Here is a 19973-nt window from a genome sequence, read left to right on the forward strand (position 1 = left end):
CTAAAGCTATCTTTATAAAGATGTCTTTAGCAATGCCCCGAGCGGGATCCGGCCCGGGGTCGGCCGGTCGCTCAGGAGTAGATGCGCGCGGCGTACTCCGGGCCGTAGTGGCGCTCCAGGTCGGCGAGGCTCTCCGCCGGGGCCTCCACCTCCTTGATCAGCCGGGGCCGGGACGGCAGCGCCTCCGGCTGCCAGGTCTCCGGCTGCCACAGCTTCGAGCGGAGGAACGCCTTCGCGCAGTGGTAGAAGATCTGCTCGATCTCCACCACCACGGCCAGCACCGGACGGTGGCCCTTCACCACCATGTCGTCGAAGAACGGCGCGTCCCGGACCAGCCGGGCCCGGCCGTTGATCCGCAGCGTGTCGGTGCGCCCCGGGATCAGGTAGATCAGCCCGACGTGCGGGTTGTCCAGGATGTTGCGGTAGCCGTCCGCCCGGCGGTTGCCCGGTCGCTCCGGGATCGCGATCGTCGCCTCGTCGAGCACCAGCGTGAAGCCCGGCGGGTCGCCCTTCGGCGAGACGTCGCAGCTGCCGTCCGCGCCTGCCGTGGCGACCAGGCAGAACGGCGAGGCCGCCAGCCACTGCCGGTCCCGCTCGTGCAGCACCGCCCGCTCCTTGGCGACCGCCCGCGGCATCGGCGCCCCCAGCAGCTCGCGCAGCTCCCCGGGTGAAGTGATCTCCACCGTCACGTGTGCCTCCCCCGTCCGTTGACCCGGGTGGCGGGCCGGCGGAACGGCCGGTCCCCACGCCGCCAGCCTAGGCGAGCGCGTCGAACGCGAGGTTTGCCCGGGATCCCGACGGGTACCGCCTAAGCCGCAGCGCGCCCGGACGCGACCGATGGAGGCCCCATGGAGAGCCGACTGAAGGTGCTCGGTCACCCCGTGCACCCGATGCTGGTGATGTTTCCGGTGGCGCTCCTGGTCACCGCGGTGATCTTCGACGTGGTCGACACCGTCGGCGGGCCCGACTTCCTCGGCGAGGTGGCGTACTGGAACATCACCGTCGGCCTGGTCGGCGGCCTGCTGGCCGCGGCGGCCGGGACGGTCGACCTGCTCGCCCTGCCCACCGGCACCCGGGCCAAGCGCGTGGGTCTCGCCCACGCCGCCGCCAACGTCGCGGTGATCCTGTTGTTCGCCGCGGTCTGGGTGGTCCGGCTCAACGCCGACTCCCGCGCCGCCGGCGGCGCCCTGATCGCCATCGAGGTGGTGGCGGTGGCGATCCTCGGCGTCAGCGCCTGGCTCGGTGGTGAGCTGGTCGACCGGCTCGGCGTCGGGGTCGACGCGCAGGCCGACCTGAACGCCCCGAGCTCGCTGCGATCCCCCACGGCCAACCAGCGGATCGGAGACGTGCGATGACCGAACAGTCGAGCGGCCGGGGCTGGCGCGGCCGGCAACAGGGGTGGGACCCGATGGGCGAGCTGCAGTCGCTGCGTTCCGAGCTGAGCCGCCTGGTCGGCGGCCGGTCCGGCCCGCCCGAGGTCGAGCTGACCGAGACCGCCGACGGGTGGCAGGTCGTCGTCCGGCTGCCCGGGGTGGCGCCGGAGGAGGTGGCCGTCGAGCTGGACGACCGGGAGCTCTGCGTCCGGGCCCGCTCGGAGGCCGAGGTCAACGCCGACCAGGGCATCCCGGGGGGCTTCGAGACGCGCGGCTTCGAGTACCGGGTCGACCTGCCGGCCCGGGTGGATCCCGACCGGATCGACGCGGTGATGGACCACGGCCTGCTCCGGGTCCGACTGCCCCGGGCGTCCCGGCCCGCGCCGCGCACCATCACCGTCGGGCGCACCGGCTCCCGTCCCGCCCGCACCGGTACGACCGCCCTGGCCGACCCGGCCGCGGACCGGGAGATGCACCACCCGGACACCACGGTCGACGAGATCGACCGGCTGTAGCGGCACACGTGGACACCCCGTCCCTGCTCGGGCCGGTCGGCGAGTGGGTGCCCGACGTCCAGCGGATCGGCGTGCTCCGGGCCAACGCGCTCGGCGACTTCATCTTCACCCTGCCCGCGCTGGAGGCGCTGCGGGCCGCGTACCCGTCGGCGGAGATCGTGCTGCTCGGCGCGCCCTGGCACGCGACGCTCTGGCGCGACCGGACCGGCCCGGTGGACCGGGTGCTGGTGGTCCCGCCCGCGCCCGGCATCCGCGACCCCGGCCCCGACGAGGCCGGGCCCGCCATGGACGACTTCCTCGCCGCAGCCCGTGAGGAGCGCTTCGACCTGGCGGTGCAGCTGCACGGCGGCGGCGGCAACTCCAACCCCCTCGTCGCCGCGCTGGGCGCCCGGGTCACCGCCGGCCTGCGCGCCGAGGACGCCCCGCCGCTGGACCGCTGGATCCGGTACGTCTACTACCAGCACGAGGTGATCCGCTACCTGGAGGTCGTCGGCCTGGTCGGGGCGCCGGCCACCACGATCATCCCGGCCCTCGCGGTGACCGACGCGGACCGGGCGGAGGCCCGGCAGGTGCTCGGCGAGCCGGCGCGGCCCCGGGTGGCGCTGCACCCGGGGGCCACCGACACCCGGCGGCGCTGGCCGCCGGAGCGCTTCGGCGAGGTCGCCCGTGCCCTGGTCGGCGACGGGTACGAGGTGCTGGTCACCGGCACGCCGGCCGAGCGCGAGGTGGTCGAGGCGGTGGTCGCGGCGGCCGGGGTGCCGGTGCGCCCGCAGGTCGGCACGCTCAGCCTCGGCGGGCTGGCCGCCGGCTACGCGGGCTGCGCGCTGGTGGTCTCCAACGACACCGGCCCGCTGCACCTGGCCGCCGCGGTCGGCGCCCCGACGGTGGGCGTCTACTGGATCGGCAACCTGATCAACGGAGCCACCCCGCTGCGCGCCCGGCACCGGCCGATCGCCTCCTGGACGACCCACTGCCCGGTCTGCGGCGTCGACTGCACCCCCGGGATCTACCCGCACCGCCCCGGCGACGGCGACTGTCCGCACCGGGACTCCTTCGTCGCCGACGTGCCCACCGTCGAGGTGGTCGAGGCGGCCCGCGAGCTGCTCGGCGGCTGACCGGGCGCTCAGGCGGGCTGTGGGGTGTCGGACTCGGTGAGGACGACCTCCCACGCCTCCACGTCCCGCTCGGTCACCGTGGTCGGCGACTCCAGGTGGTACGCGCCGCTGGGCAGGACGCCCGCGCCGCCGTGCCGGGCCATCACCGCGAGCTGCGCGGCGACGTCCTCGCCCTGGTGCCGCTCGTGCAGCCGGCGCCAGAACTCGAAGCCGCCGGCGTCGACCAGCTTGGCCCGGTCGTAGAGCACGCAGCCGCCGATCCAGGAGATCTTGTACGCGCGCCACGCGCCCGCCGGCAGCCGCAGCTTCTCGGTGACGTGCAGCAGGTTCGCCGCCGGGTGGATCCGCGCCCGGTTCCAGGCCGGGGTGCCGGGGCGTACCCGTTCGGGGGTCGGGGCGTCCTGCCATTCCTCGTAGTGCCCGTGCGTCTCCGGCCGCACGTCGTCGACGTAGGACAGGCCGTGCACGGCGTTGCCGACGAAACCGCAGCCCAGTTCGCGGATCGCGGTGACCAGCCGGGACAACGTGCCCGGCTCCAGCCAGACGTCGTCGTCGAGGCAGAGGACGTACCGGGCGACGGACCGGTCCAGCAGGTAGGCGCGGTGTTCGGCCAGGCCGCGCCGGGGCAGCCGGCGGGTCAGCAGCACCGGGTGGCCCCGGTGGCGCAGCGCCCGGACCATGGTCGCCGCCGCCGGTTCGAGGTACGCCGGCTCGCCGTCGGACTGGTCGCTGACCACCACCCCGAAGTCCGGCACGCCCTCCTGGGCGGCCAGTCCGGCGAGGGTGACCGCCAGCTCGGCCGGGCGGTCGCGGGTCGGGATCAGCACGTCGAGCTGCCGCTGCCGGCGGAATTCCGCGGGCGCGCCGAGGTCGAGCGGTCGGTTCACGTCGGCCTGCCGGGCGCGCCGTCGGTGACGGTCGAGGGGCGCGGCGCGGCACCGTTGCCGGCGACGGACTGCGCCCGGATCCGGTCGATGATCGCCGAGGTGGACCGGTCCGGCACGTAGCCGAGGGTGCGCACCTGGCCGCCCAGCCGGCGGACCAGCGGCGCCTCCGGGACCATCTCCGGCGGGTAGTCGCCGCCCTTGACGTAGACGTCCGGGCGGACCGCCTCGATCAGCGGCGCCGGGGAGTCCTCCTCGAAGACCACCACGTGGTCGACGCACTCCAGCGCGGCGAGCAGCGTGGTCCGGTCCTCGACCGGGTTCACCGGCCGGTCCGGCCCCTTGAGCCGGCGTACGCTGCCGTCCGAGTTGACCGCCACGATCAGCAGGTCGCCGAGCGCGCGGGCCTGGGTCAGGTAGCGGACGTGCCCCGGGTGCAGCACGTCGAAGCAGCCGTTGGTGAAGACCACCGAGCGGCCGGAGCGGCGGTGGTCCTCGACGATCGAGGTCAGCTCGTCGGCGTCGACCAGGGCCGGGTGGCCGGTCTCGTCCGGCCCGGTGCCCAGCGCCTCCAGCAGGTCCTCCCGCCGGCACACGCAGGTGCCGGTGTCGGAGACCGTGATGGTCGCGGCGAGCTGGGCGAGCTGGGCGGCGGTGGGCAGCGTCGCGTCGGCCGCCAGCGCCAGCGTCATCGCCGCCAGGTACGCGTCCCCGGCGCCGACCGCGTGGCTGGCCGGTACCGGGGTGCTGTGGCTGCGCCGGGGCTCCCCGTCGGCCCCGCCGACCACCGCGCCCTCGGTGTCCAGGGTCACCGCCACCACGTCGGCGCCGGTGTGCGCGCGCAGCTCGGCCAGGCGCGACTCGGCGAGCACCGCCCGGTCGACCCCCTCGCCGGCCGCCGCGTTCACGGTGACGCCGGTGCCGGTCACGCTGAGCCCGTCGCCGGTCATCGCCACCCGGTCCTCGCCGGGCGTCGGCTCCCCCGTGGGCCCGCCGCCCGGGTGGAGACCCGGGCCGGGTCCGGCCGGGCCGAAGTTGGCGCCCCGGCCCGCCGCGGGCGGGTGGCGGTCCGCCGACCCGGCCGGGCGTTCGCCCGCCCCGCCGGGGGCCGCGCCGACGCTGAGCTCGGAGGGGCCGTCCGCCGGGTCGGCGACCGGGTGGTCCAGGTGCAGGTCGGGACCGGCGTGCTCGCGGGTCGCGGGGCGCGGGTCGGCGTTGAAGCCGGCCGCGGCGCGGGCCAGCAGCCGGGCGGCCTCGGCGAAGCTCGGGGTCACCACCGTCGGGTTGAGGCCGCGCCAGTCGGCCAGGTCGTGCGCGTCGAGGGCCACCGTGGCGTAGCCGTCCCGGTTGGCCACCAGCCAGGCGCGTACCGCCGCCGGCAGCGCGCCCAGGCCGTAGTCGCAGACCACCAGCGTCGGCGGTTGACCGCCCGCGGCGGCCTTCAGCTCCTCGGTCGCGCAGTCGAGCGCGGTCAGCAGCCGCGCCACGCCGTCGTCCTCGAGCGTGTCCTCCGGGTCGCCGGAGTCCTCGCGCAGCAGGATCTGGTTCCCGGCGAGCATCCGCCGCTTCACCGGGGTCGGCCGGCCGGGCTGGTTGACCGTCCGGTCCCAGACGCCCGCGCGGTCGAGGCAGTCGTGCAGTTCGTCGCCGGCCACGTCGGCGCCGACCGGGGCCACCAGTACGGCCCGGCCGCCGAGGGTGGCGACGTTGACCGCGGTGTTCGCCGCCCCGCCGGCCGCGGAGATGCGCCGCCGCAGGGTGAGGACCGGGGCGGGCGCCTCGCGGCAGAGCCGCTCGGACTCCGCGAACCGCCACTCGTCCAGCATGGCGTCGCCGACGACCAGCACGGGACGCCCCTGCCAACCCGCCACGACGGTGGCGAGCCGGCGCTCTTCCGCTGCTGCTCCTGCCATGCCTTCCGGGGTCCCCCCAGGCCTGCCGGTCAAACCTGGGTCGCGCGCCACCGGGCGGGAACCACGCATCGTCGACCCGCCGTGCCGGCACTGACCTGCTGATTTCCCCCGCCGTCCGGGCATGTTCCGGGAGGCGGGGGGGAGAAGGCGGGATGACCACGGAAGCTCACGCCCGGCCGGTGCTGCACGCCCGCCAGATCCGACTGCTGATGTTCGGTCTGATGACCGGGATGCTGCTGGCCGCGCTGGACCAGACCATCGTCGGTACGGCGTTGCCCACCATCGTCGGCGAGCTGGGCGGGATCAACCACTACTCGTGGGTGGTGACCGCGTACCTGCTCGCCTCCACCGCCTCGACCCCGCTGTACGGCAAGATGGCCGACCTGTACGGGCGCCGTCCGGTCTTTCTCTTCTCGATCGGCACCTTCCTGCTGGGCTCGCTGCTGGCCGGCCTGTCGCAGGACATGACCCAGCTGATCGTCACCCGGGGCGTGCAGGGGCTGGGCGCGGGTGGCCTGATGACGCTGGCGTTCACCATCATCTCGGACGTGGTGTCGCCCCGGGAGCGCGGCCGCTACCAGGGGCTCTTCGGCGCGGTCTTCGGAGTGTCGTCGGTGGCCGGGCCGTTGGTCGGTGGGTACTTCGCGGAGACCAACTGGCGCTGGATCTTCTACATCAACGTGCCGCTGGCGATCCTGGCGATCGTGGTCTGCTACCACGTCATGCGGTTGATCCCGTTCGAGCGGCGGGAGCACGCCATCGACTGGCTCGGCGCGGCGCTGCTGGTCGCCGGGGTCAGCTGCCTGCTGCTCGCGCTGAGCTGGGGCGGCAGCCAGTACGCCTGGGACTCGGGCGTGATCATCGGGCTCTTCGTGGCCGGCGCGGTGCTCGGGGTGCTCTTCGTGCTCCAGGAGGCCCGGGTCGCCGAGCCGATCCTGCCGCTGCGGCTGTTCCGCACCGCCACCTTCGCGCTGGCCAACTCGGCGGGTTTCGTGCTCGGTCTGGTGATGTTCGGGTCGATCATCTTCATCCCGCTCTACCTGCAGATCGTCAAGGGCGCCTCGCCGACCCGCAGCGGTCTGCTGATGCTGCCGATGATGGCGGGCATCATCATCACCTCGGTGCTGACCGGCCGGGCGATGAGTCGGATCGGCCGGTACAAGTGGTTCCCGGTGGCGGGCTCGGCGGTGCTGCTCACCGGCATGCTGCTCTTCACCCGGCTGCAGGTGGACACGTCGCTCTGGGTGGCGTTCGGGTTCATGGTGGTGATCGGCGTCGGGCTGGGCCTCTGCATGCAGTCGCTGATCCTGGCCGTGCAGAACGCGGTGGACGTCCGGGACCTGGGCGCCGGCACCTCGTCGGCGACGTTCTTCCGGTCGCTGGGCGGGTCGTTCGGGGTGGCCATCCTGGGGGCGGTGCTGTCGTCGCAGCTCACCCGTCACCTCGCCGACCGGCTGCCGGCGGCGATCGCGCAGCTCCCGCCGGACCAGCGGGCCGCGGTGGCGGCCAGCGGCGGCGCCAACATCTCGATCAACGCCCCGTCGACCATCCTCGCCCTGCCCGGCCCGGTCCGCGCCGCAATCCAGGCCGCGTTCGTCGACTCGCTGCACCTGGTCTTCCTGACCACCGGGCTGATCGCGATCCTGGCCGTGCTGGTCACCCTGGCCCTGCCCGACCAGGAGCTGCGCGGCACCGGCCCGCAGGGCGCCACCGGCGGCGCCGACCCGCTCGGCGGCAAGGCCGCCGCCCCCGGCGGCAAGCCCCTGACCAGGGAGTCCCGGGAGGAAGCCGCCGCCGAGATGGAGGCCAAGTCCCAGACCATGCTGTGACCCGCCGGCCAACCCGGCCCGGGGGTCACTTCAGGATGAGGCGGTTGGTCTGTTCGAAGACGTCCAGGTCGGCGAGGGTCTCCGTGACGCTGGCGGAGAGCGGGGCGGGGAGCTCCTCCGGGTGGAAGAAGCCGGCGTCGTTGGTCTCGTCGGTGATCCTGAGCAGCTCGCCGTCCCACTCGTCGACCCGGAACGCGGTGGTGAAGATCTGGTACGTGTGGCCGTACATGTTGGTGTGGGTGCGGTCCGGGCCGGTGTAGAGGGCGAACGCGCTGACCCGCAGGGCACGCAGCCCGGTCTCCTCGCGTACCTCGCGGACGGCGCAGTCGGCGATCGACTCGCCCAGCTCCATGGCGCCGGCCGGCATCGCCCACTGGCCGTTGTCCGAGCGCTGGATCAGCAGTACCCGGGCGGCGTTGTCGCGGACCACCGCGCGGGCGCCGACGAACATCAGGGTGCGGTCACCGGCCAGGGCGCGAAGTTGCCCCACGTACGAATCGGCCCACGAGATGCTCACCCGGACAATTTACGGGCGTTCGCCGAGGCGGACCGGTTTTCCAGGGTTCCCAAGGTGTGACCGCCGACACTAGCTTGTTACCCATGCGTAGCACGATGATGGACGCCCCTCTCCAGGTCGCCCGGATCCTCGAACACGGCTCCACCGTGCACGGCACGGCGGAGGTCGTGACATGGACCGGCGGCGAACCCCGACGGATGTCGTACGCGGAGGTCGGGCGGACCGCCGCCCGGCTGGCCCACGCGCTGCGCGACGAGTGCGGGGTGACCGGTGACGAGCGGGTCGCCACGTTCATGTGGAACAACAACGAGCACCTGGTGGCGTACTTCGCCGTGCCCAGCATGGGCGCGGTGCTGCACACCCTCAACCTCCGGCTCTTCCCCGACCAGGTCGTCTACATCGCCAACCACGCCGAGGACCGGGTGGTGCTGGTCGACTCGACGCTGATCCCGCTGCTCGCCCGGGTGATCGGCGAGCTGACCACGGTGCGACACGTGGTGGTGGTCGGCGGGGGAGACCCGGCACCGCTGGTCGCCGCGGCCGGCGACCGGATCGCCGTTCACCACTGGGACGCCCTGCTGGCCGACCGCCCGGACTCCTACGACTGGCCGGAGGTGGACGAGCGCGACGCAGCCGCCCTCTGCTACACCTCCGGCACCACAGGCAACCCCAAGGGGGTCGCCTACTCGCACCGTTCGATGTACCTGCACTCACTGCAGATCTGCATGCCGGAGGGCTTCGGTCTCGGGCCGACCGACCGCGAGCTGGCCATCGTGCCGATGTTCCACGCGATGTCGTGGGGGCTGCCCTACGCGGCGTTCCTCTCCGGCGCGTCGCTGATCATGCCGGACCGGTTCCTCCAGGCCGCCCCGATCGCCGAGATGATCGCCGCCGAGCGGCCGACCCTGGCGGGCGCGGTGCCGACCATCTGGACGGATCTGCTGGGGTACCTGGACAGCCACGACGTGGACACCTCGTCGCTCAAGGAGGTGATCGTCGGCGGGTCGGCCTGCCCCCCGGCGCTGATGCACGCCTTCCACGAGCGGCACCACATCGAGGTCATCCACGCCTGGGGGATGACCGAGATGTCCCCGCTCGGCTCGGTCTCCCGGCCGCCGGCCGGCGCGACCGGCGAGGAGGCCTGGCGCTACCGCTACACCCAGGGCCGGGTGCCGGCCGGGGTCGCCGCGCGGATCGTCGGACCGCTCGGCGAGCCGCTGCCCGCCGACGGGACGTCCGTCGGCGAGCTGGAGGTCCGCGGGCCGTGGGTGACCGCCCGGTACGTCGGGGACGAGACCCCGGACGAGGAGAAGTTCCGCGACGGCTGGCTGCGGACGGGTGACGTCGGCACGCTCTCGCCGGACGGCTACATCACCCTCACCGACCGGGCCAAGGACGTGATCAAGTCGGGCGGGGAGTGGATCTCCTCTGTCGAGCTGGAGAACGTCCTGATGGCGCACCCGGCGGTGCTGGAGGCGTGCGTGGTGGGCGTGCCGGACGAGCGCTGGGACGAGCGGCCGCTGGCGACCGTGGTGGTCCGGGAGGGCGCGTCGGTGACGGCCGAGGAGCTGCGTGACTTCCTGGCGAAGTCGGTGGCCCGCTGGCAGTTGCCCGAGCGGTGGGCGTTCATCGACGCGGTGCCGAAGACGAGCGTCGGCAAGTTCGACAAGAAGGTGGTCCGCTCCCGGTACGCCGACGGGGGCCTGGAGGTGCGTGAACTGACCGCGCCGTAACACATTCCGGCGTACCGTCGCCTGCACGGGTAGGGACGTGATTCGCAGAGAAGGCATCCCTCCCCAGGGGCGGCCCCGGCGTTCGCACCGCGCCGGGGCCGCCCGTCCTTGGGGCGACCGCAGGACAATTGTCGCGAAACTTGTTCGCCTCTGTCTCGATGACGGAGAAATCCGTTTCGTGGTCCTACGTCTCGCTCGTGGTGATGAGCACCTTGCCGACCACCGAACCCTCGACCGCCTTGTGGGCCGCCGCCGTCGCCGCCAGCGAGTAGTGGTGCAGCGGCAGGCCGGCCTCCTCGCCCACCCGGATCGCGCCCTGGGCAGCCGCCGCCGACACGTCCACCACCGCCTGCGCCTTGGCGGCCTTCGGCGCGGTGTAGATCAGGACGAACTGCCACCGCGCGTTCGGCACCATCAGCGGCCGGATCGGCAGGGTCACCTCCGCGCCGCCGTCGTCGGCGTACACGCAGACCGCGCCGCCGCTCCGGAGGACCTGGACGTCGGCGGCGGCGTTGCGCGCGGCGGAGACCTCGACGATGGTGTGCACCCCGTCGGGGGCGATCTTGCGGACCTCCTCGACCACGTCCTCCTCGCGGTAGTTGATCACAAAGGAGGCACCGGCCGCCGCCGCGAGCTGCGCCTTCTCCGGGCTGCTCACCGTGGTGATGACGCAGGCGTCCGCCCACCGGGCGAGCTGGATCGCCGCGTTGCCCACCGCGCCCGCCCCGCCCTGCACCAGCACCACGTGGTCGCTCAGCGCCCCGGCGTGCAGCCGGTCCGGCATGAACTCCCCGGCGGTCAGGCACCGGTGCGCCGTCATGAACGGGATGCCCAGCGCGGCCCCCACGTCGAAGGAGGCGTCGCCGAGGAGTGCCGCGTGCCGGACCGGCACCACGGTGTACTCGGCGGCGGTGCCCCAGGGGCGCTGCCAGGCCGCCTCCCAGATCCAGACCCGCTCGCCGATCAGGTTCTGGTCGACCCCCTCGCCGACCGCCTCGATCACCCCGGCGCCGTCCTGGTCGGGGATCTGCCAGCCCTGGACCGGCCAGGTGCGCCGGGCCTTCCAGTCCGTCGGGTTCACCCCCGACACGGCCATCCGCACCAGCACCTCGCCGGGGGCCGGCTCCGGTACCGGCCGGTCGACCAGCTGGAGCACCGAGGTGTCCCCGTTGCGTTCGTACACGATCGCCTTCATCGCCGTCTCCTCCCCGCCGGACGCCGGCACCGCGGCCTGCGGTACCCGGACGATCCCGGATCACTCCGATCCGGGCCGCCCCGGAAACCGTACAACCAGGTAGTCGGCGGCAGGAGGGGTGACATGCGGGACGTGCCGGTGGTGGAGCCGCCGCCTGCCCCGACGTGGGCCGGCACGGAGGCCGGCGGCCCCGAGCGGCCCGCGGACCAGCCGGCCCGGCCGCCCGGCCCGGCGCCCCGGCGGTTCCTGCCGAGGTCCAGCCGGAGCCGGGCGGTCTGAGCGCGGGCGCGGGTGCCGGCCGGGTCCCGTCGCGGCCGGCACCCGGCGGCTCACCCCGCCGCGACCGACCGCTTGACGTAGTCGATCAGCTCCGGCGTCGGGCCGCCGTACTGCTGGCTGATCCGCTCGCTGTTCTCCGCATGCATGCGGTAGAGCGAGTCGCGCAGGCCCGGGTCCCCGCCGTGGAACGCCTCCAGCAGCTCCATCCACCGGCGGGCCAGCGCCCGGACCCGCGGGTCGGCGGGGTCGGTCCCGGCGTCCAGCTCCGCCTGCATCCGGGCGATCAGCCCCGGCCACTCGTCCTGCGCGCTGCGGATGGTCTCCTCGCCGAGCCGCGCCCGTCGCTCGTCGAGCGCGGCGAGCTGTTCCTCGGTGAAGTACTTCCGAATCGTCTCGTCCACCCTGGTCACCTCCTCGATCACCGCGAGCAGGTCGATGGGCGTGGCGCCCCGGACGGACCGGACCAGCGGCACCAGCGCGGCCAGCCGGTCCCGCAGGCCGCTCAGCGCGGCGAGCTGCCGGTCCACGTGCGCCAGCTGGTCCCGGAGCAGCTCGGCCAGCTCCGGCCCGTCCGTCGTACGGTCGTCCAGCAGGCCGCCGATCGTCTCCAGCGGCAGGCCCAGCTCGCGCAGCGCGACGATCCGGTACAGCCGGTCCACGTCCCGCTCGTCGTAGAGCCGGTGCCCGGCCGACGTCCGCGCGGACGGCCGTAGCAGCCCGACGTGGTCCCAGTGGTGCAACGTACGGACGGTCAGCCCGCTACGCCGGCCCAACTCGCCGATCCGCCAGGTGGACGCCACGTCCCACTCCCTCTCGCGTATCACCACGCCCTGCGGTGACGCGACCGACGCTAGGACCTGACGTCGCGTCAGGAGCAAGCCCGCTCAGCCGAGCCGCTCCACGACCTCCGGGGTGAGCGCGTCGACCGAGGGCAGCAGCACGGCCGCGAGCGCCGCCGCGTCCGGGTCCAGCGGGTAGGAGCCGTGCGGGATCGCCACCACCCGCATGCCGGCGGCGGCCGCGGAGCGCACCCCGTTCGAGGAGTCCTCGATCGCCACGCAGCGGGTCGGGTCGACGCCGAGCCGTGCGGCGACGGCGAGCCAGACGTCCGGCGCCGGCTTGCCCCGGGCGGTCTCCTCGGTCGACAGCGTCGCGCCGAAGGCGTCGGCCAGGCCGGTGGCGGCCAGCGCCGCCGCGATCAGCCGGGTGGGGGAGGAGCTGGCCAGCCCCAGCCGCCACCGCGCGGCCATCCGGCGCACCACCGCGTCGGCGTCGTCGATCAGCGGTACGCGGTCCGCGTACCGCCGGGTCATCTCCGCGATCACCTCGGTGGCGACCTGCTCGGCGCTCCGGTCGACGCCCAGCTCGTCACTGAGGTAGGCGGCCCACTCGCCGGTGCTCATCCCCATCAGCCGGCGCTGGGTGTCGGGCTGCCAGGTGCCGCCGTGCGCGGCCACGTACGCCCGCCGGACCTCCTCCCAGACCGGCTCGGAGTCCACGATCACGCCGTCCAGGTCGAAGAGCACCGCGTCCACCATGAGCCCATCCTGCCCGAACCGGCCGCTGCCCTCCCGGCGGCGGGTCGGCTCAGGTCAGGAAGGGCGCCCACTCCCGGATCCGGACGATCTCGACGCCGGGCGTGGTGTAGTACGGGTCGGCGGCCAGCAGCCGGTCCAGTGCCGGCCGGTCCGGCACGTCGAAGACCAGCACGGCGCCCGAGTCGTCGGCCAGCGGCCCGGAGATCCGTATCTTGCCCTCGGCGTGCAGGGCGGTGATCCGCTCCCGGTGGGCCGGTCGGGCGGCGAACCGATCCGGGGCGTCGGTGAAGGCGAGTTCCACGATCCACATGCCGGGGACGCTACGCCTTCCGGCGCCGGGTGGACCGGCCGGTGGTCAGCTCGGCTGGGCCGCGGGCAGGCCGATCGGGCTCTGCCTGGGGATGATGGTGCGGCAGCGGCTGGCGATGGGTTGGAGCAGTTCGCGCAGCCGCTCCGTACGCTCGGCGCCGAGCGCCCGCCACGGGCCGGCGGCGGCCCGATCGGTGGCCTCCTCGACCGCGCGGAACGCGTCAGTGCCGTACGCGGTCGGCTCCCGCCCGGCGGTCAGCCAGCCGCGGGTCACCAGCCGCTCCTCGGCGGCGGCCCACTCCTCGTCGGTCCACCCCCGGGCCGGCTGGTGGAACTCCCGGGACTGGTCGACCCGGCAGCGCCAGGCCAGCACCTCGACCGGGTCCAGCCCGGTGGTGACCAGGGCGGCGACGTGCCCGTCGCCCCGGTGCTCGCGCAGCGTGGTCGCGGCCTGCCAGAGCCGGGCCAGCGGGTACTCGCCGGCCGGCAGGGCGGCGTTGACCGCGCCGAGCACCCGGCCGGCGGTCTCCACCTGCCCGGCGGCCGCCTCCAGCAGCTCGGCGGCCTCGACGAGATGGGCCTCCGGCAGCTCGTAGGTGAACTCGGCGAGCGCCTGGACGGCGCCGGTGAGCCGGGCCCGCAGCGCCTCCTCCGGGGTGGCCAGCCGCCACACCGAGGGCAGCGCCCGGGCCACCATCCGGGGCGCGAAGCTGAAGAACGCGGCGATCACCGGCGGGGCGGGCGTCGGGCCGAGCGGGGCGGCCCGGCCGGCGAAGTAGCCCCGCCAGTAGCCGCGCAGCCCGACCGCCTCGTACGCGGCCCGGGCGCGCGGGTGGAAGTAGGTCACCGCGTGGACCGGCTCGAAGTGCGTCCACATCACCCGGGCCAGCCCGGGATCGTCCAGCGCCGCCACGTGCACCTCCCCCTCGGTGGCAAGTCACCGTGGGCGGATGGTGCCGCCCACGGTGACCATGAACCTACTGCCGGTAGGTGACCGGACGGAAGACCGGGGTGATCTACTGCGCGGCGAGGACGTCAACGACGAAGCGCAGCGGGCCGGCCGGGCGGCCACCCGCGGAGTCGTTGCCGTACGCCAGGTCGGCGGGGATGTCCAGCTGCACCCGGCTGCCCACGGTCACCCCGACCAGGCCCTGGTCCCAGCCCTTGATGACCTGGCCGACGCCGATCGGGAAGCTGGCCGGCTGCCCGTTGTTCCAGGAGGCGTCGAACTCCTTGCCGTCCTTGTAGAACACGCCCACGTAGTTGGTGGTGATGGTCTGGCCGGCCTTGACCGCCGGGCCCTTGCCCTTGATCAGCGGGGTGACGGTGAGCTTGGTCAGCTCGCCCTTGCCCGGGACGACCTGCGGCTTGGTGGCCAGCGCCGGATCCACGCCCTCCGGGAGCTGCTGCGGCGGCGCGGCGGGCGCGGTGGCGTCGGGAGCCGGGGCGGTGGCGCTGGCCGAGGGGGTGCCGGCAGCCTCCTGCTTGTCGTCGTCCCCGCCGTTGACGACGACGAAGACACCGATCAGCACCGCGACGACGGCGACACCGGCGAGCGCGCCGAGCAGCGACTGCCGGCGGCGCTTCGCCTCGGCCGCCTTCTTCGCCGCCAGCTGGGCGGCCAGCCGCCGCTCCGCCTTGGTGCCCGGGCCCTGGCCCGCCGACCGGTTCTGCACACGCTCGCTCACGTCGAACTCCCCTGCTGGGTGGTGGGTGCGGCCCGGCGGCCGCTGCCGAGACCAGCGCACACGGTACCCGCCGCGACGCCCTCGGTGTCCCCTCGCCCATGGCCGGATCGGACAGCAGGCCCGTCGATGCCGGTTTACGGGAGTAGGTTCACGAGCATGGCGATCCTCACCGAAGAAGACCTGGCCCTGCTCTCCGAGCCGCAGCTCGCCCACGTGGCCACCGTCGAGGCCGACGGCTCTCCGCACGTGACCCCGGTCTGGGTGGACACCGACGGCGAGCACATCGTGTTCAACACCGCCAAGGGCCGGCAGAAGTACGTCAACATCTCACGCAACCCGGTGGTCGCGGTCTCGGTCGTGGACAAGGCGAACGACTTCCGCACCCTCTGGGTGAAGGGCACGGCCGAGTTCGTCGCGGAGGGCGCCGACGAGCACATCGACCGGATGGCGAAGAAGTACCTCGGCCAGGACACCTACCCGTTCCGCCAGCCGGGCGAGGAGCGGGTCATCGTCCGGATCACCCCGACCGGCAAGCTCGGCCGCGGCTGACGGCGGGTTCCCCCTGCCTGCCGGCTGGGCAGGGGGCCGGCCGCAGGTCAGGCGGTCTTCCGGGGCGCGGCCTTCTTCTCGGCGGCCTTCTTCGCCGGGGCCTTGGCCGCCTTCTTCTCCGCGGTCTTCTTCGCCCCCGCCTTCTTGGCCGGCTCGGCCTTCTTGGCAGCGGCGGCCTTCTTCGCCGGGGCCTTCTTCGCGGCCGCCTTCTTCGCCGGCGCCTTGGCGGCCTTCTGCGCCGAGCGGGCGGCCGAGATCGGGGTCGGCTCGGCGGCCCCGCCGGCGGGCTCCTCGCCGCGGGCGGCCCGGGCCCGCTCCACCGAGGCCTTCAGGGCGGCCATCAGGTCGACCGCGGCGGCCGGCGCGGCCTCCACCTCCTCCGGCTGGACCACCTCGCGGCCCTCGATCTTCGCGTCGATGACCTCCTGCAACGCCGCCCGGTAGTCGTCGGTGAAGGCGTCCGGCTGGAACTCCCCGGCCATCGAGTCGATCAGCGAGCTGGCCATCGCCAGCTCCGGCGGCCGGACCTTGAGATCCTCGTCCAGGAAACCGAAGTCGGGGGTACGCACCTCGTCCGGCCAGAGCATCGTGTTGAGCAGCAGCACGCCCTCGCGTACCCGCAGGGTGGCGAGCTGTTCGCGCTGGCGCAGCGCCACCTTGACGATGGCCACCCGTTCGGAGTCGGCGAGCGCGTCCCGCAGCAGCACGTACGGCTTGGTCGCGGCCCCCTCCGGCTCCAGGAAGTACGCCTTGTTGTAGAGGATCGGGTCGACCTGCTCGGCCGGGACGAACTCCAGCACGTCGATCGCGTGCGAGGTGGTCAGCGGCAGCTCGGCGAAGTCGTCGTCGGTGAGGATGACCATCTCGCCGCCGCCGATGTCGTACCCCTTGGCGATGTCGTCGTAGGTGACCTCCTCCCCGCAGACCTGGCAGGTGCGCTTGTAGCGGATGCGACCGCCGTCATCGCGGTGCACCTGGTGGAAGCGGATGTCCTTCTCCTCGGTGGCCGAGTAGAGCTTGACCCCGATCGACACCAGCCCGAACGACACGGCTCCTTTCCAGATCGCCCGCATCACGCGCTCCTCTCCCCGGTTCTGCTCAGGATCGCAAACGATCGAACGGGACGCACGCTCTTCGCTGTGCAACTACAGTCAGAAGGTGCCCGGCGCGCCGCTGAAGCCGATGCTCGCGATGACCGGGCAGCTCCCGGCCGCTGCCGGCTGGGCGTACGAGTTCAAGTGGGACGGGGTCCGCGCGCTCGCCGACATCTCCTACGGCGACCACCACCTGTACGCCCGCTCCGGCGTGGAGATCACCGTCGCGTACCCCGAACTGATCACGCTGGCCGAGCAGGTCGACGACGCGCTGCTGGACGGCGAGGTGGTGCTGTTCAACGAGCTCGGGCAGCCCTCGTTCACCGCGTTGGCCGAGCGGATGCACGTCCGGAACCCGGCCAAGGCGGCCCGGCTGGCCGCGGCGGCGCCGGTGACGTACATGATCTTCGACCTGCTGCGGCTGCGCGGCGAGAACCTGGCCGGCCGGCCCTACCGGGAGCGGCGGGCGGCGCTGGAGTCGCTCGGGTTGGGGGCCGCGCGGTGGGCGGTCCCGCCGACCTTCGACGACGGCCCGGCCACCTACGAGGCGGCCGGCGAGCACGGGCTGGAGGGGGTGATGGCCAAGCGGGTCGACTCGGTCTACCGGCCCGGGGTGCGCTCGACGGACTGGCTGAAGGTCAAGCTGGAGGTGACCGGCGACTTCGTGGTGGGCGGCTGGCGGCCCGGCGCCCGGAAGATCGGTGGCCTGCTGGTGGGGGTGCCCCGCCCGGACGGCCGGCTCACCTACCGGGGCCGGGTCGGCGGCGGGATCGGCGCGGCCCTGGAACGGGAGCTGCTGCGCGAGCTGGAGCCGCTGCGCACGGCGGCGTCGCCGTTCGCCGGGGACGTGCCGCGCGAGGATGCGCGGAGCGCGATCTGGGTAACCCCCCAGATCGTGGTGGAGGTGAAGTACGGCCAGCGCACCCCGGACGGACGGCTGCGCTTCCCCCGGATCCTGCGCCTGCGCCCCGACAAGCCGCCCGAGGAGGTCGAGGATGCCAGCTGACCGGTTGAAGGTGGACGTCGAGGGGCGCTCGCTGGAACTGTCCAACCTGGACAAGGTGCTCTACCCCGAGGCCGGGTTCACCAAGGGCGAGGTGATCGACTACTACACCCGGATCGCCCCGGTGCTCCTGCCCCATCTGGCCGACCGGGCGCTCACCCGGATCCGGTTCCCCAACGGCGTCGGCGGTGGCTCGTTCTTCGAGAAGAACGCCCCGGCCGCCACCCCCGCCTGGGTGCGCACCGAGACGCTGCCCGCCCCCGGGTCGAGCAAGGGCCGGGAGACCATCGACTACGTGGTCGCCGACGACCTGCCCACCCTGGTCTGGCTGGCCAACCTCGCCGCCCTGGAGCTGCACACGCCGCAGTGGAAGATCGGCGCGCACCCGGACATGATGGTCGTCGACCTGGACCCGGGCGCGCCGGCGGCGCTGAAGCAGTGCTGCCAGGTGGCGCTGCTGATGCGGGACCGGCTGGCGGCCGACGGCGTCGAGGCGTACCCGAAGACCTCCGGCAAGAAGGGCATGCAGCTCTGCTGCCCGATCGCCGGCACCCAGGATTCCGATTTCGTCTCGGGTTACGCCAAGCGGATCGCCCAGGAGCTGGAGAAGGCGCAGCCGAAGCTGATCGTGTCGAAGATGGCGAAGAACCTGCGGCCGGGGAAGGTCTTCATCGACTGGAGCCAGAACAACGCGGCGAAGACGACGGTGGCGCCGTACTCGCTGCGCGCCCAGGCGGTGCCGTCGGTGTCCACCCCGCTGACCTGGGACGAAGTCGAGGCGGGCGCGGCGGGGAAGCGGCCATCGACGAAGCCGTACACGGCGGGTGAGGTGCTCAAGCGCGTCGAGAAGCAAGGCGACCTGCTCGCCCCGCTGCTGGACGGCGGCCCGGAGCTGCCCACCGCGTGACGATGCCGTGCCCGCGCCCCGGCCGCTCGTCGGTCGGCATCTCCGGAAACGTCCGCAGCCCGTGACAACCTTCTGCGACACGGCCACGTGTTAGAGGCGTGACCGACCAAACGCAACCACTGTCCGCGGCGGACCGGTCGTACGTCGCATTCGTCGAGGTGGCCTGGCAGCGACATATCCGGCTGGCCATGCTGCTGACCGGTGACCGGTGACCGGTGACCGGTGGCGGGCCGAGGAACTGCTCCAGGACAGCCTGGTCAAGGTGTACGAGCGGTGGCGGCGGCTGTCCCGGCTCGACGAACCGCACGCCTACCTGCGCCGCGCCCTGGTCAACAACCACACGTCCGGTTGGCGACGGCGTCGCCGCGAGAGCCTCGTCGCGGACGTCCCCGAACGGGCCGCCCCGGCCGGCGACGTCGGCCCCGATGCCGTCGTCCTGCGCCGGGCGCTGATGTCGCTACCGACGAAGCAGCGTGCGGTGGTGGTGCTCCGCCATTACGAGGACCTGACCGAGCGTGAGGTGGCTCAGCTGCTGGGTTGCTCGGTGGGCACCGTCAAGAGCCAGAACGCTCGGGCGCTGGACAAGCTTCGCCACTTTCTCGATGAACCCTCCTACCCAGTGAGCAGGTGATCAGTCATGAACACACTTGATGAGCGTCTCGCCAACCGGCTGCACGACATCGTCGACGGCGAGTCGGCCTCCGTACCCCCGGTGGGGGCGCTGCTCGATCGCGGCCGGCGGGCCCGCCGGCGCCGGACGACCACGATGGTCGGTGCGACCTGCGCGCTGCTGGCGCTGGGCGTCGCCACCGTGGCGACCGTGGCGACGACGCCGACGCCGGGCCGTCCCGGCGTCACCGCCGAGGCGTCGCAGCCGGGGCCGGCCTCGCCGGCGATGGAGCTGGTCTCGGCCGTCACCGCCAGCGAGAACCTCAGTTACCGGATGCGGCTGACCAACTCGGCTCCGGGCGGGCTGACGTACGAGGGCGCGTTCGACCCGAGGACCGCCACCGGGTACGTCCGTGCGCCGCAGGACGACGCGGTCATGACCGAGCTGCTGATCAACGGCACCCGGTACGTCGGCGGGGAACGACCGCTGGGCAAGCTGCCGGCCGACAAGGGTCCGGGCGAGACGTACGGCCGATACGGCCAGTACCCGGGCAGGTACGACCGGCTGTCCCTCTACGACGAGGGGAGCGTGGTCCTGGGTGCCGTGTCGCCCGACCCGGCGGCCCTGTTCACGGCGCTGAAGAGCGCGAACGCCACCATCACCGAGAACCGGGACGGCGCCCTGCATTTCGCGTACACCACGATGGAGGAGATCGGGTCGACCAGCGCGGCCGGTGATGTCACGCTGGACCGCGACGGTCGGATCGCGAAGGTGGCGCTCACCGTAACGTGGCAGACGACGGCGAAGGGCCGGCTCGACCAGGGGACGTCCACCTTGACGCTCGAACTGTTCGACTACGGCGTCGCGGTGACCGCGAAGCGCCCGACCGACGTCGTCATGTTCAACAAGTAGTCCCATGCCC

General features: G+C 73.4%; 22 protein-coding genes. 11 read left to right on the forward strand and 11 right to left on the reverse strand.

Annotation, left to right across the window (positions count from 1 at the left end; all coding sequences use genetic code 11):
- Positions 1–71 precede the first annotated feature (71 nt).
- Positions 72–689: a pyridoxamine 5'-phosphate oxidase family protein gene (locus tag ACTWO6_RS02420; protein ID WP_446218000.1), complete on the reverse strand. Its 618-nt coding sequence runs from the start codon at positions 687–689 to the stop codon at positions 72–74.
- A gap of 159 nt (positions 690–848) precedes the next feature.
- On the opposite strand from ACTWO6_RS02420, the gene ACTWO6_RS02425 reads away from it, so the two are divergent.
- Genes ACTWO6_RS02425 through ACTWO6_RS02435 form a run of 3 tightly spaced genes read left to right on the forward strand, consistent with a single transcriptional unit; the run spans position 849 to position 3003 of the window.
- Entirely contained in the window at positions 849–1355 is a 507-nt protein-coding gene (locus ACTWO6_RS02425; RefSeq protein ID WP_446218001.1) for a DUF2231 domain-containing protein, read from the forward strand.
- Positions 1352–1888, forward strand: a complete 537-nt coding sequence (locus ACTWO6_RS02430) for an Hsp20/alpha crystallin family protein (protein WP_446218002.1) — start codon at positions 1352–1354, stop codon at positions 1886–1888. The genes ACTWO6_RS02425 and ACTWO6_RS02430 overlap by 4 nt, the downstream gene beginning before the upstream one ends.
- 8 nt (positions 1889–1896) lie before the next feature.
- Positions 1897–3003, forward strand: a complete 1107-nt coding sequence (locus ACTWO6_RS02435) for a glycosyltransferase family 9 protein (protein ID WP_446218003.1) — start codon at positions 1897–1899, stop codon at positions 3001–3003.
- Positions 3004–3011: 8 nt separating this feature from the next.
- On the opposite strand, the gene ACTWO6_RS02440 is transcribed toward ACTWO6_RS02435, so the two are convergent.
- On the reverse strand, positions 3012–3890 hold the full coding sequence (locus ACTWO6_RS02440; RefSeq protein WP_446218004.1) for a glycosyltransferase family 2 protein: 879 nt from the start codon (positions 3888–3890) through the stop codon (positions 3012–3014).
- The gene (gene rfaE2 / locus ACTWO6_RS02445; RefSeq protein ID WP_446218005.1) at positions 3887–5800 is read right to left on the reverse strand and encodes a D-glycero-beta-D-manno-heptose 1-phosphate adenylyltransferase; all 1914 of its coding nucleotides are present in this window, start codon (positions 5798–5800) and stop codon (positions 3887–3889) included. The genes ACTWO6_RS02440 and rfaE2 overlap by 4 nt, the downstream gene beginning before the upstream one ends.
- A gap of 152 nt (positions 5801–5952) precedes the next feature.
- On the opposite strand from rfaE2, the gene ACTWO6_RS02450 reads away from it, so the two are divergent.
- Positions 5953–7629 (forward strand): MDR family MFS transporter, encoded by a 1677-nt coding sequence (locus tag ACTWO6_RS02450; RefSeq protein ID WP_446218006.1) that lies wholly within the window; start codon positions 5953–5955, stop codon positions 7627–7629.
- A 25-nt stretch (positions 7630–7654) separates the two neighbouring features.
- Here the strand turns inward: ACTWO6_RS02450 and ACTWO6_RS02455 are convergent, their stop codons facing one another.
- The gene (locus tag ACTWO6_RS02455; RefSeq protein ID WP_446218007.1) at positions 7655–8146 is read right to left on the reverse strand and encodes an NUDIX domain-containing protein; all 492 of its coding nucleotides are present in this window, start codon (positions 8144–8146) and stop codon (positions 7655–7657) included.
- Positions 8147–8244: 98 nt separating this feature from the next.
- On the opposite strand from ACTWO6_RS02455, the gene ACTWO6_RS02460 reads away from it, so the two are divergent.
- On the forward strand, positions 8245–9879 hold the full coding sequence (locus tag ACTWO6_RS02460; protein ID WP_446220537.1) for a fatty acid--CoA ligase: 1635 nt from the start codon (positions 8245–8247) through the stop codon (positions 9877–9879).
- A gap of 184 nt (positions 9880–10063) precedes the next feature.
- Here the strand turns inward: ACTWO6_RS02460 and ACTWO6_RS02465 are convergent, their stop codons facing one another.
- Positions 10064–11074: an NADPH:quinone reductase gene (locus ACTWO6_RS02465; RefSeq protein WP_446218008.1), complete on the reverse strand. Its 1011-nt coding sequence runs from the start codon at positions 11072–11074 to the stop codon at positions 10064–10066.
- 123 nt (positions 11075–11197) lie between these two features.
- Between ACTWO6_RS02465 and ACTWO6_RS02470 the strand changes: the two genes are divergently transcribed.
- On the forward strand, positions 11198–11353 hold the full coding sequence (locus ACTWO6_RS02470; protein ID WP_446218009.1) for a hypothetical protein: 156 nt from the start codon (positions 11198–11200) through the stop codon (positions 11351–11353).
- 50 nt (positions 11354–11403) lie between these two features.
- Here ACTWO6_RS02470 and ACTWO6_RS02475 read toward each other — a convergent pair whose 3' ends face one another.
- From ACTWO6_RS02475 to ACTWO6_RS02495, 5 genes are all read right to left on the reverse strand, one after another.
- Entirely contained in the window at positions 11404–12153 is a 750-nt protein-coding gene (locus ACTWO6_RS02475) for a MerR family transcriptional regulator (RefSeq protein WP_446218010.1), read from the reverse strand.
- An 84-nt stretch (positions 12154–12237) separates the two neighbouring features.
- Positions 12238–12891: an HAD family hydrolase gene (locus tag ACTWO6_RS02480; RefSeq protein WP_446218011.1), complete on the reverse strand. Its 654-nt coding sequence runs from the start codon at positions 12889–12891 to the stop codon at positions 12238–12240.
- Between the two features lie 49 nt (positions 12892–12940).
- On the reverse strand, positions 12941–13201 hold the full coding sequence (locus tag ACTWO6_RS02485; RefSeq protein WP_446218012.1) for a YciI family protein: 261 nt from the start codon (positions 13199–13201) through the stop codon (positions 12941–12943).
- Between the two features lie 45 nt (positions 13202–13246).
- A complete protein-coding gene (locus ACTWO6_RS02490) occupies positions 13247–14077 on the reverse strand; it encodes an SCO6745 family protein (protein WP_446220538.1) in 831 nt (276 codons plus the stop codon).
- A gap of 139 nt (positions 14078–14216) precedes the next feature.
- The gene (locus ACTWO6_RS02495; RefSeq protein WP_446218013.1) at positions 14217–14888 is read right to left on the reverse strand and encodes an FKBP-type peptidyl-prolyl cis-trans isomerase; all 672 of its coding nucleotides are present in this window, start codon (positions 14886–14888) and stop codon (positions 14217–14219) included.
- Between the two features lie 156 nt (positions 14889–15044).
- Between ACTWO6_RS02495 and ACTWO6_RS02500 the strand changes: the two genes are divergently transcribed.
- On the forward strand, positions 15045–15437 hold the full coding sequence (locus tag ACTWO6_RS02500; protein ID WP_446218014.1) for a PPOX class F420-dependent oxidoreductase: 393 nt from the start codon (positions 15045–15047) through the stop codon (positions 15435–15437).
- A 47-nt stretch (positions 15438–15484) separates the two neighbouring features.
- Here ACTWO6_RS02500 and ku read toward each other — a convergent pair whose 3' ends face one another.
- Positions 15485–16510, reverse strand: coding sequence for a non-homologous end joining protein Ku (ku, locus tag ACTWO6_RS02505; RefSeq protein ID WP_446218016.1), 1026 nt, complete (start codon positions 16508–16510; stop codon positions 15485–15487).
- 85 nt (positions 16511–16595) lie between these two features.
- Between ku and ligD (ACTWO6_RS02510) the strand changes: the two genes are divergently transcribed.
- From ligD (ACTWO6_RS02510) to ACTWO6_RS02525, 4 genes are all read left to right on the forward strand, one after another.
- Entirely contained in the window at positions 16596–17537 is a 942-nt protein-coding gene (ligD, locus tag ACTWO6_RS02510; protein ID WP_446218017.1) for a non-homologous end-joining DNA ligase, read from the forward strand.
- Positions 17527–18441, forward strand: coding sequence for a non-homologous end-joining DNA ligase (gene ligD, locus ACTWO6_RS02515; RefSeq protein WP_446218018.1), 915 nt, complete (start codon positions 17527–17529; stop codon positions 18439–18441). Before ligD (ACTWO6_RS02510) ends, ligD (ACTWO6_RS02515) begins: the two co-directional genes overlap by 11 nt.
- Positions 18442–18649: 208 nt before the next feature.
- A complete protein-coding gene (locus ACTWO6_RS02520; protein WP_446218019.1) occupies positions 18650–19072 on the forward strand; it encodes a SigE family RNA polymerase sigma factor in 423 nt (140 codons plus the stop codon).
- A gap of 6 nt (positions 19073–19078) precedes the next feature.
- Positions 19079–19963: a hypothetical protein gene (locus tag ACTWO6_RS02525; RefSeq protein ID WP_446218020.1), complete on the forward strand. Its 885-nt coding sequence runs from the start codon at positions 19079–19081 to the stop codon at positions 19961–19963.
- Positions 19964–19973 lie beyond the last annotated feature (10 nt).

Source organism: Micromonospora sp. IBHARD004 (assembly GCF_052814115.1).

Bases quoted from the DNA above. Each gene is read 5' to 3' on its own strand.
- ACTWO6_RS02425 (WP_446218001.1), top strand. From the start codon at position 849: ATGGAGAGCCGACTGAAGGTGCTCGGTCACCCCGTGCACCCGATGCTG.
- ACTWO6_RS02430 (WP_446218002.1), top strand. From the start codon at position 1,352: ATGACCGAACAGTCGAGCGGCCGGGGCTGGCGCGGCCGGCAACAGGGG.
- rfaE2 (WP_446218005.1), bottom strand. From the start codon at position 5,800: ATGGCAGGAGCAGCAGCGGAAGAGCGCCGGCTCGCCACCGTCGTGGCG.
- ACTWO6_RS02450 (WP_446218006.1), top strand. From the start codon at position 5,953: ATGACCACGGAAGCTCACGCCCGGCCGGTGCTGCACGCCCGCCAGATC.
- ACTWO6_RS02460 (WP_446220537.1), top strand. From the start codon at position 8,245: ATGGACGCCCCTCTCCAGGTCGCCCGGATCCTCGAACACGGCTCCACC.
- ACTWO6_RS02465 (WP_446218008.1), bottom strand. From the start codon at position 11,074: ATGAAGGCGATCGTGTACGAACGCAACGGGGACACCTCGGTGCTCCAG.
- ACTWO6_RS02470 (WP_446218009.1), top strand. From the start codon at position 11,198: ATGCGGGACGTGCCGGTGGTGGAGCCGCCGCCTGCCCCGACGTGGGCC.
- ACTWO6_RS02480 (WP_446218011.1), bottom strand. From the start codon at position 12,891: ATGGTGGACGCGGTGCTCTTCGACCTGGACGGCGTGATCGTGGACTCC.
- ACTWO6_RS02485 (WP_446218012.1), bottom strand. From the start codon at position 13,201: ATGTGGATCGTGGAACTCGCCTTCACCGACGCCCCGGATCGGTTCGCC.
- ACTWO6_RS02490 (WP_446220538.1), bottom strand. From the start codon at position 14,077: ATGTGGACGCACTTCGAGCCGGTCCACGCGGTGACCTACTTCCACCCG.
- ACTWO6_RS02500 (WP_446218014.1), top strand. From the start codon at position 15,045: ATGGCGATCCTCACCGAAGAAGACCTGGCCCTGCTCTCCGAGCCGCAG.
- ku (WP_446218016.1), bottom strand. From the start codon at position 16,510: ATGCGGGCGATCTGGAAAGGAGCCGTGTCGTTCGGGCTGGTGTCGATC.
- ligD (WP_446218018.1), top strand. From the start codon at position 17,527: ATGCCAGCTGACCGGTTGAAGGTGGACGTCGAGGGGCGCTCGCTGGAA.
- ACTWO6_RS02525 (WP_446218020.1), top strand. From the start codon at position 19,079: ATGAACACACTTGATGAGCGTCTCGCCAACCGGCTGCACGACATCGTC.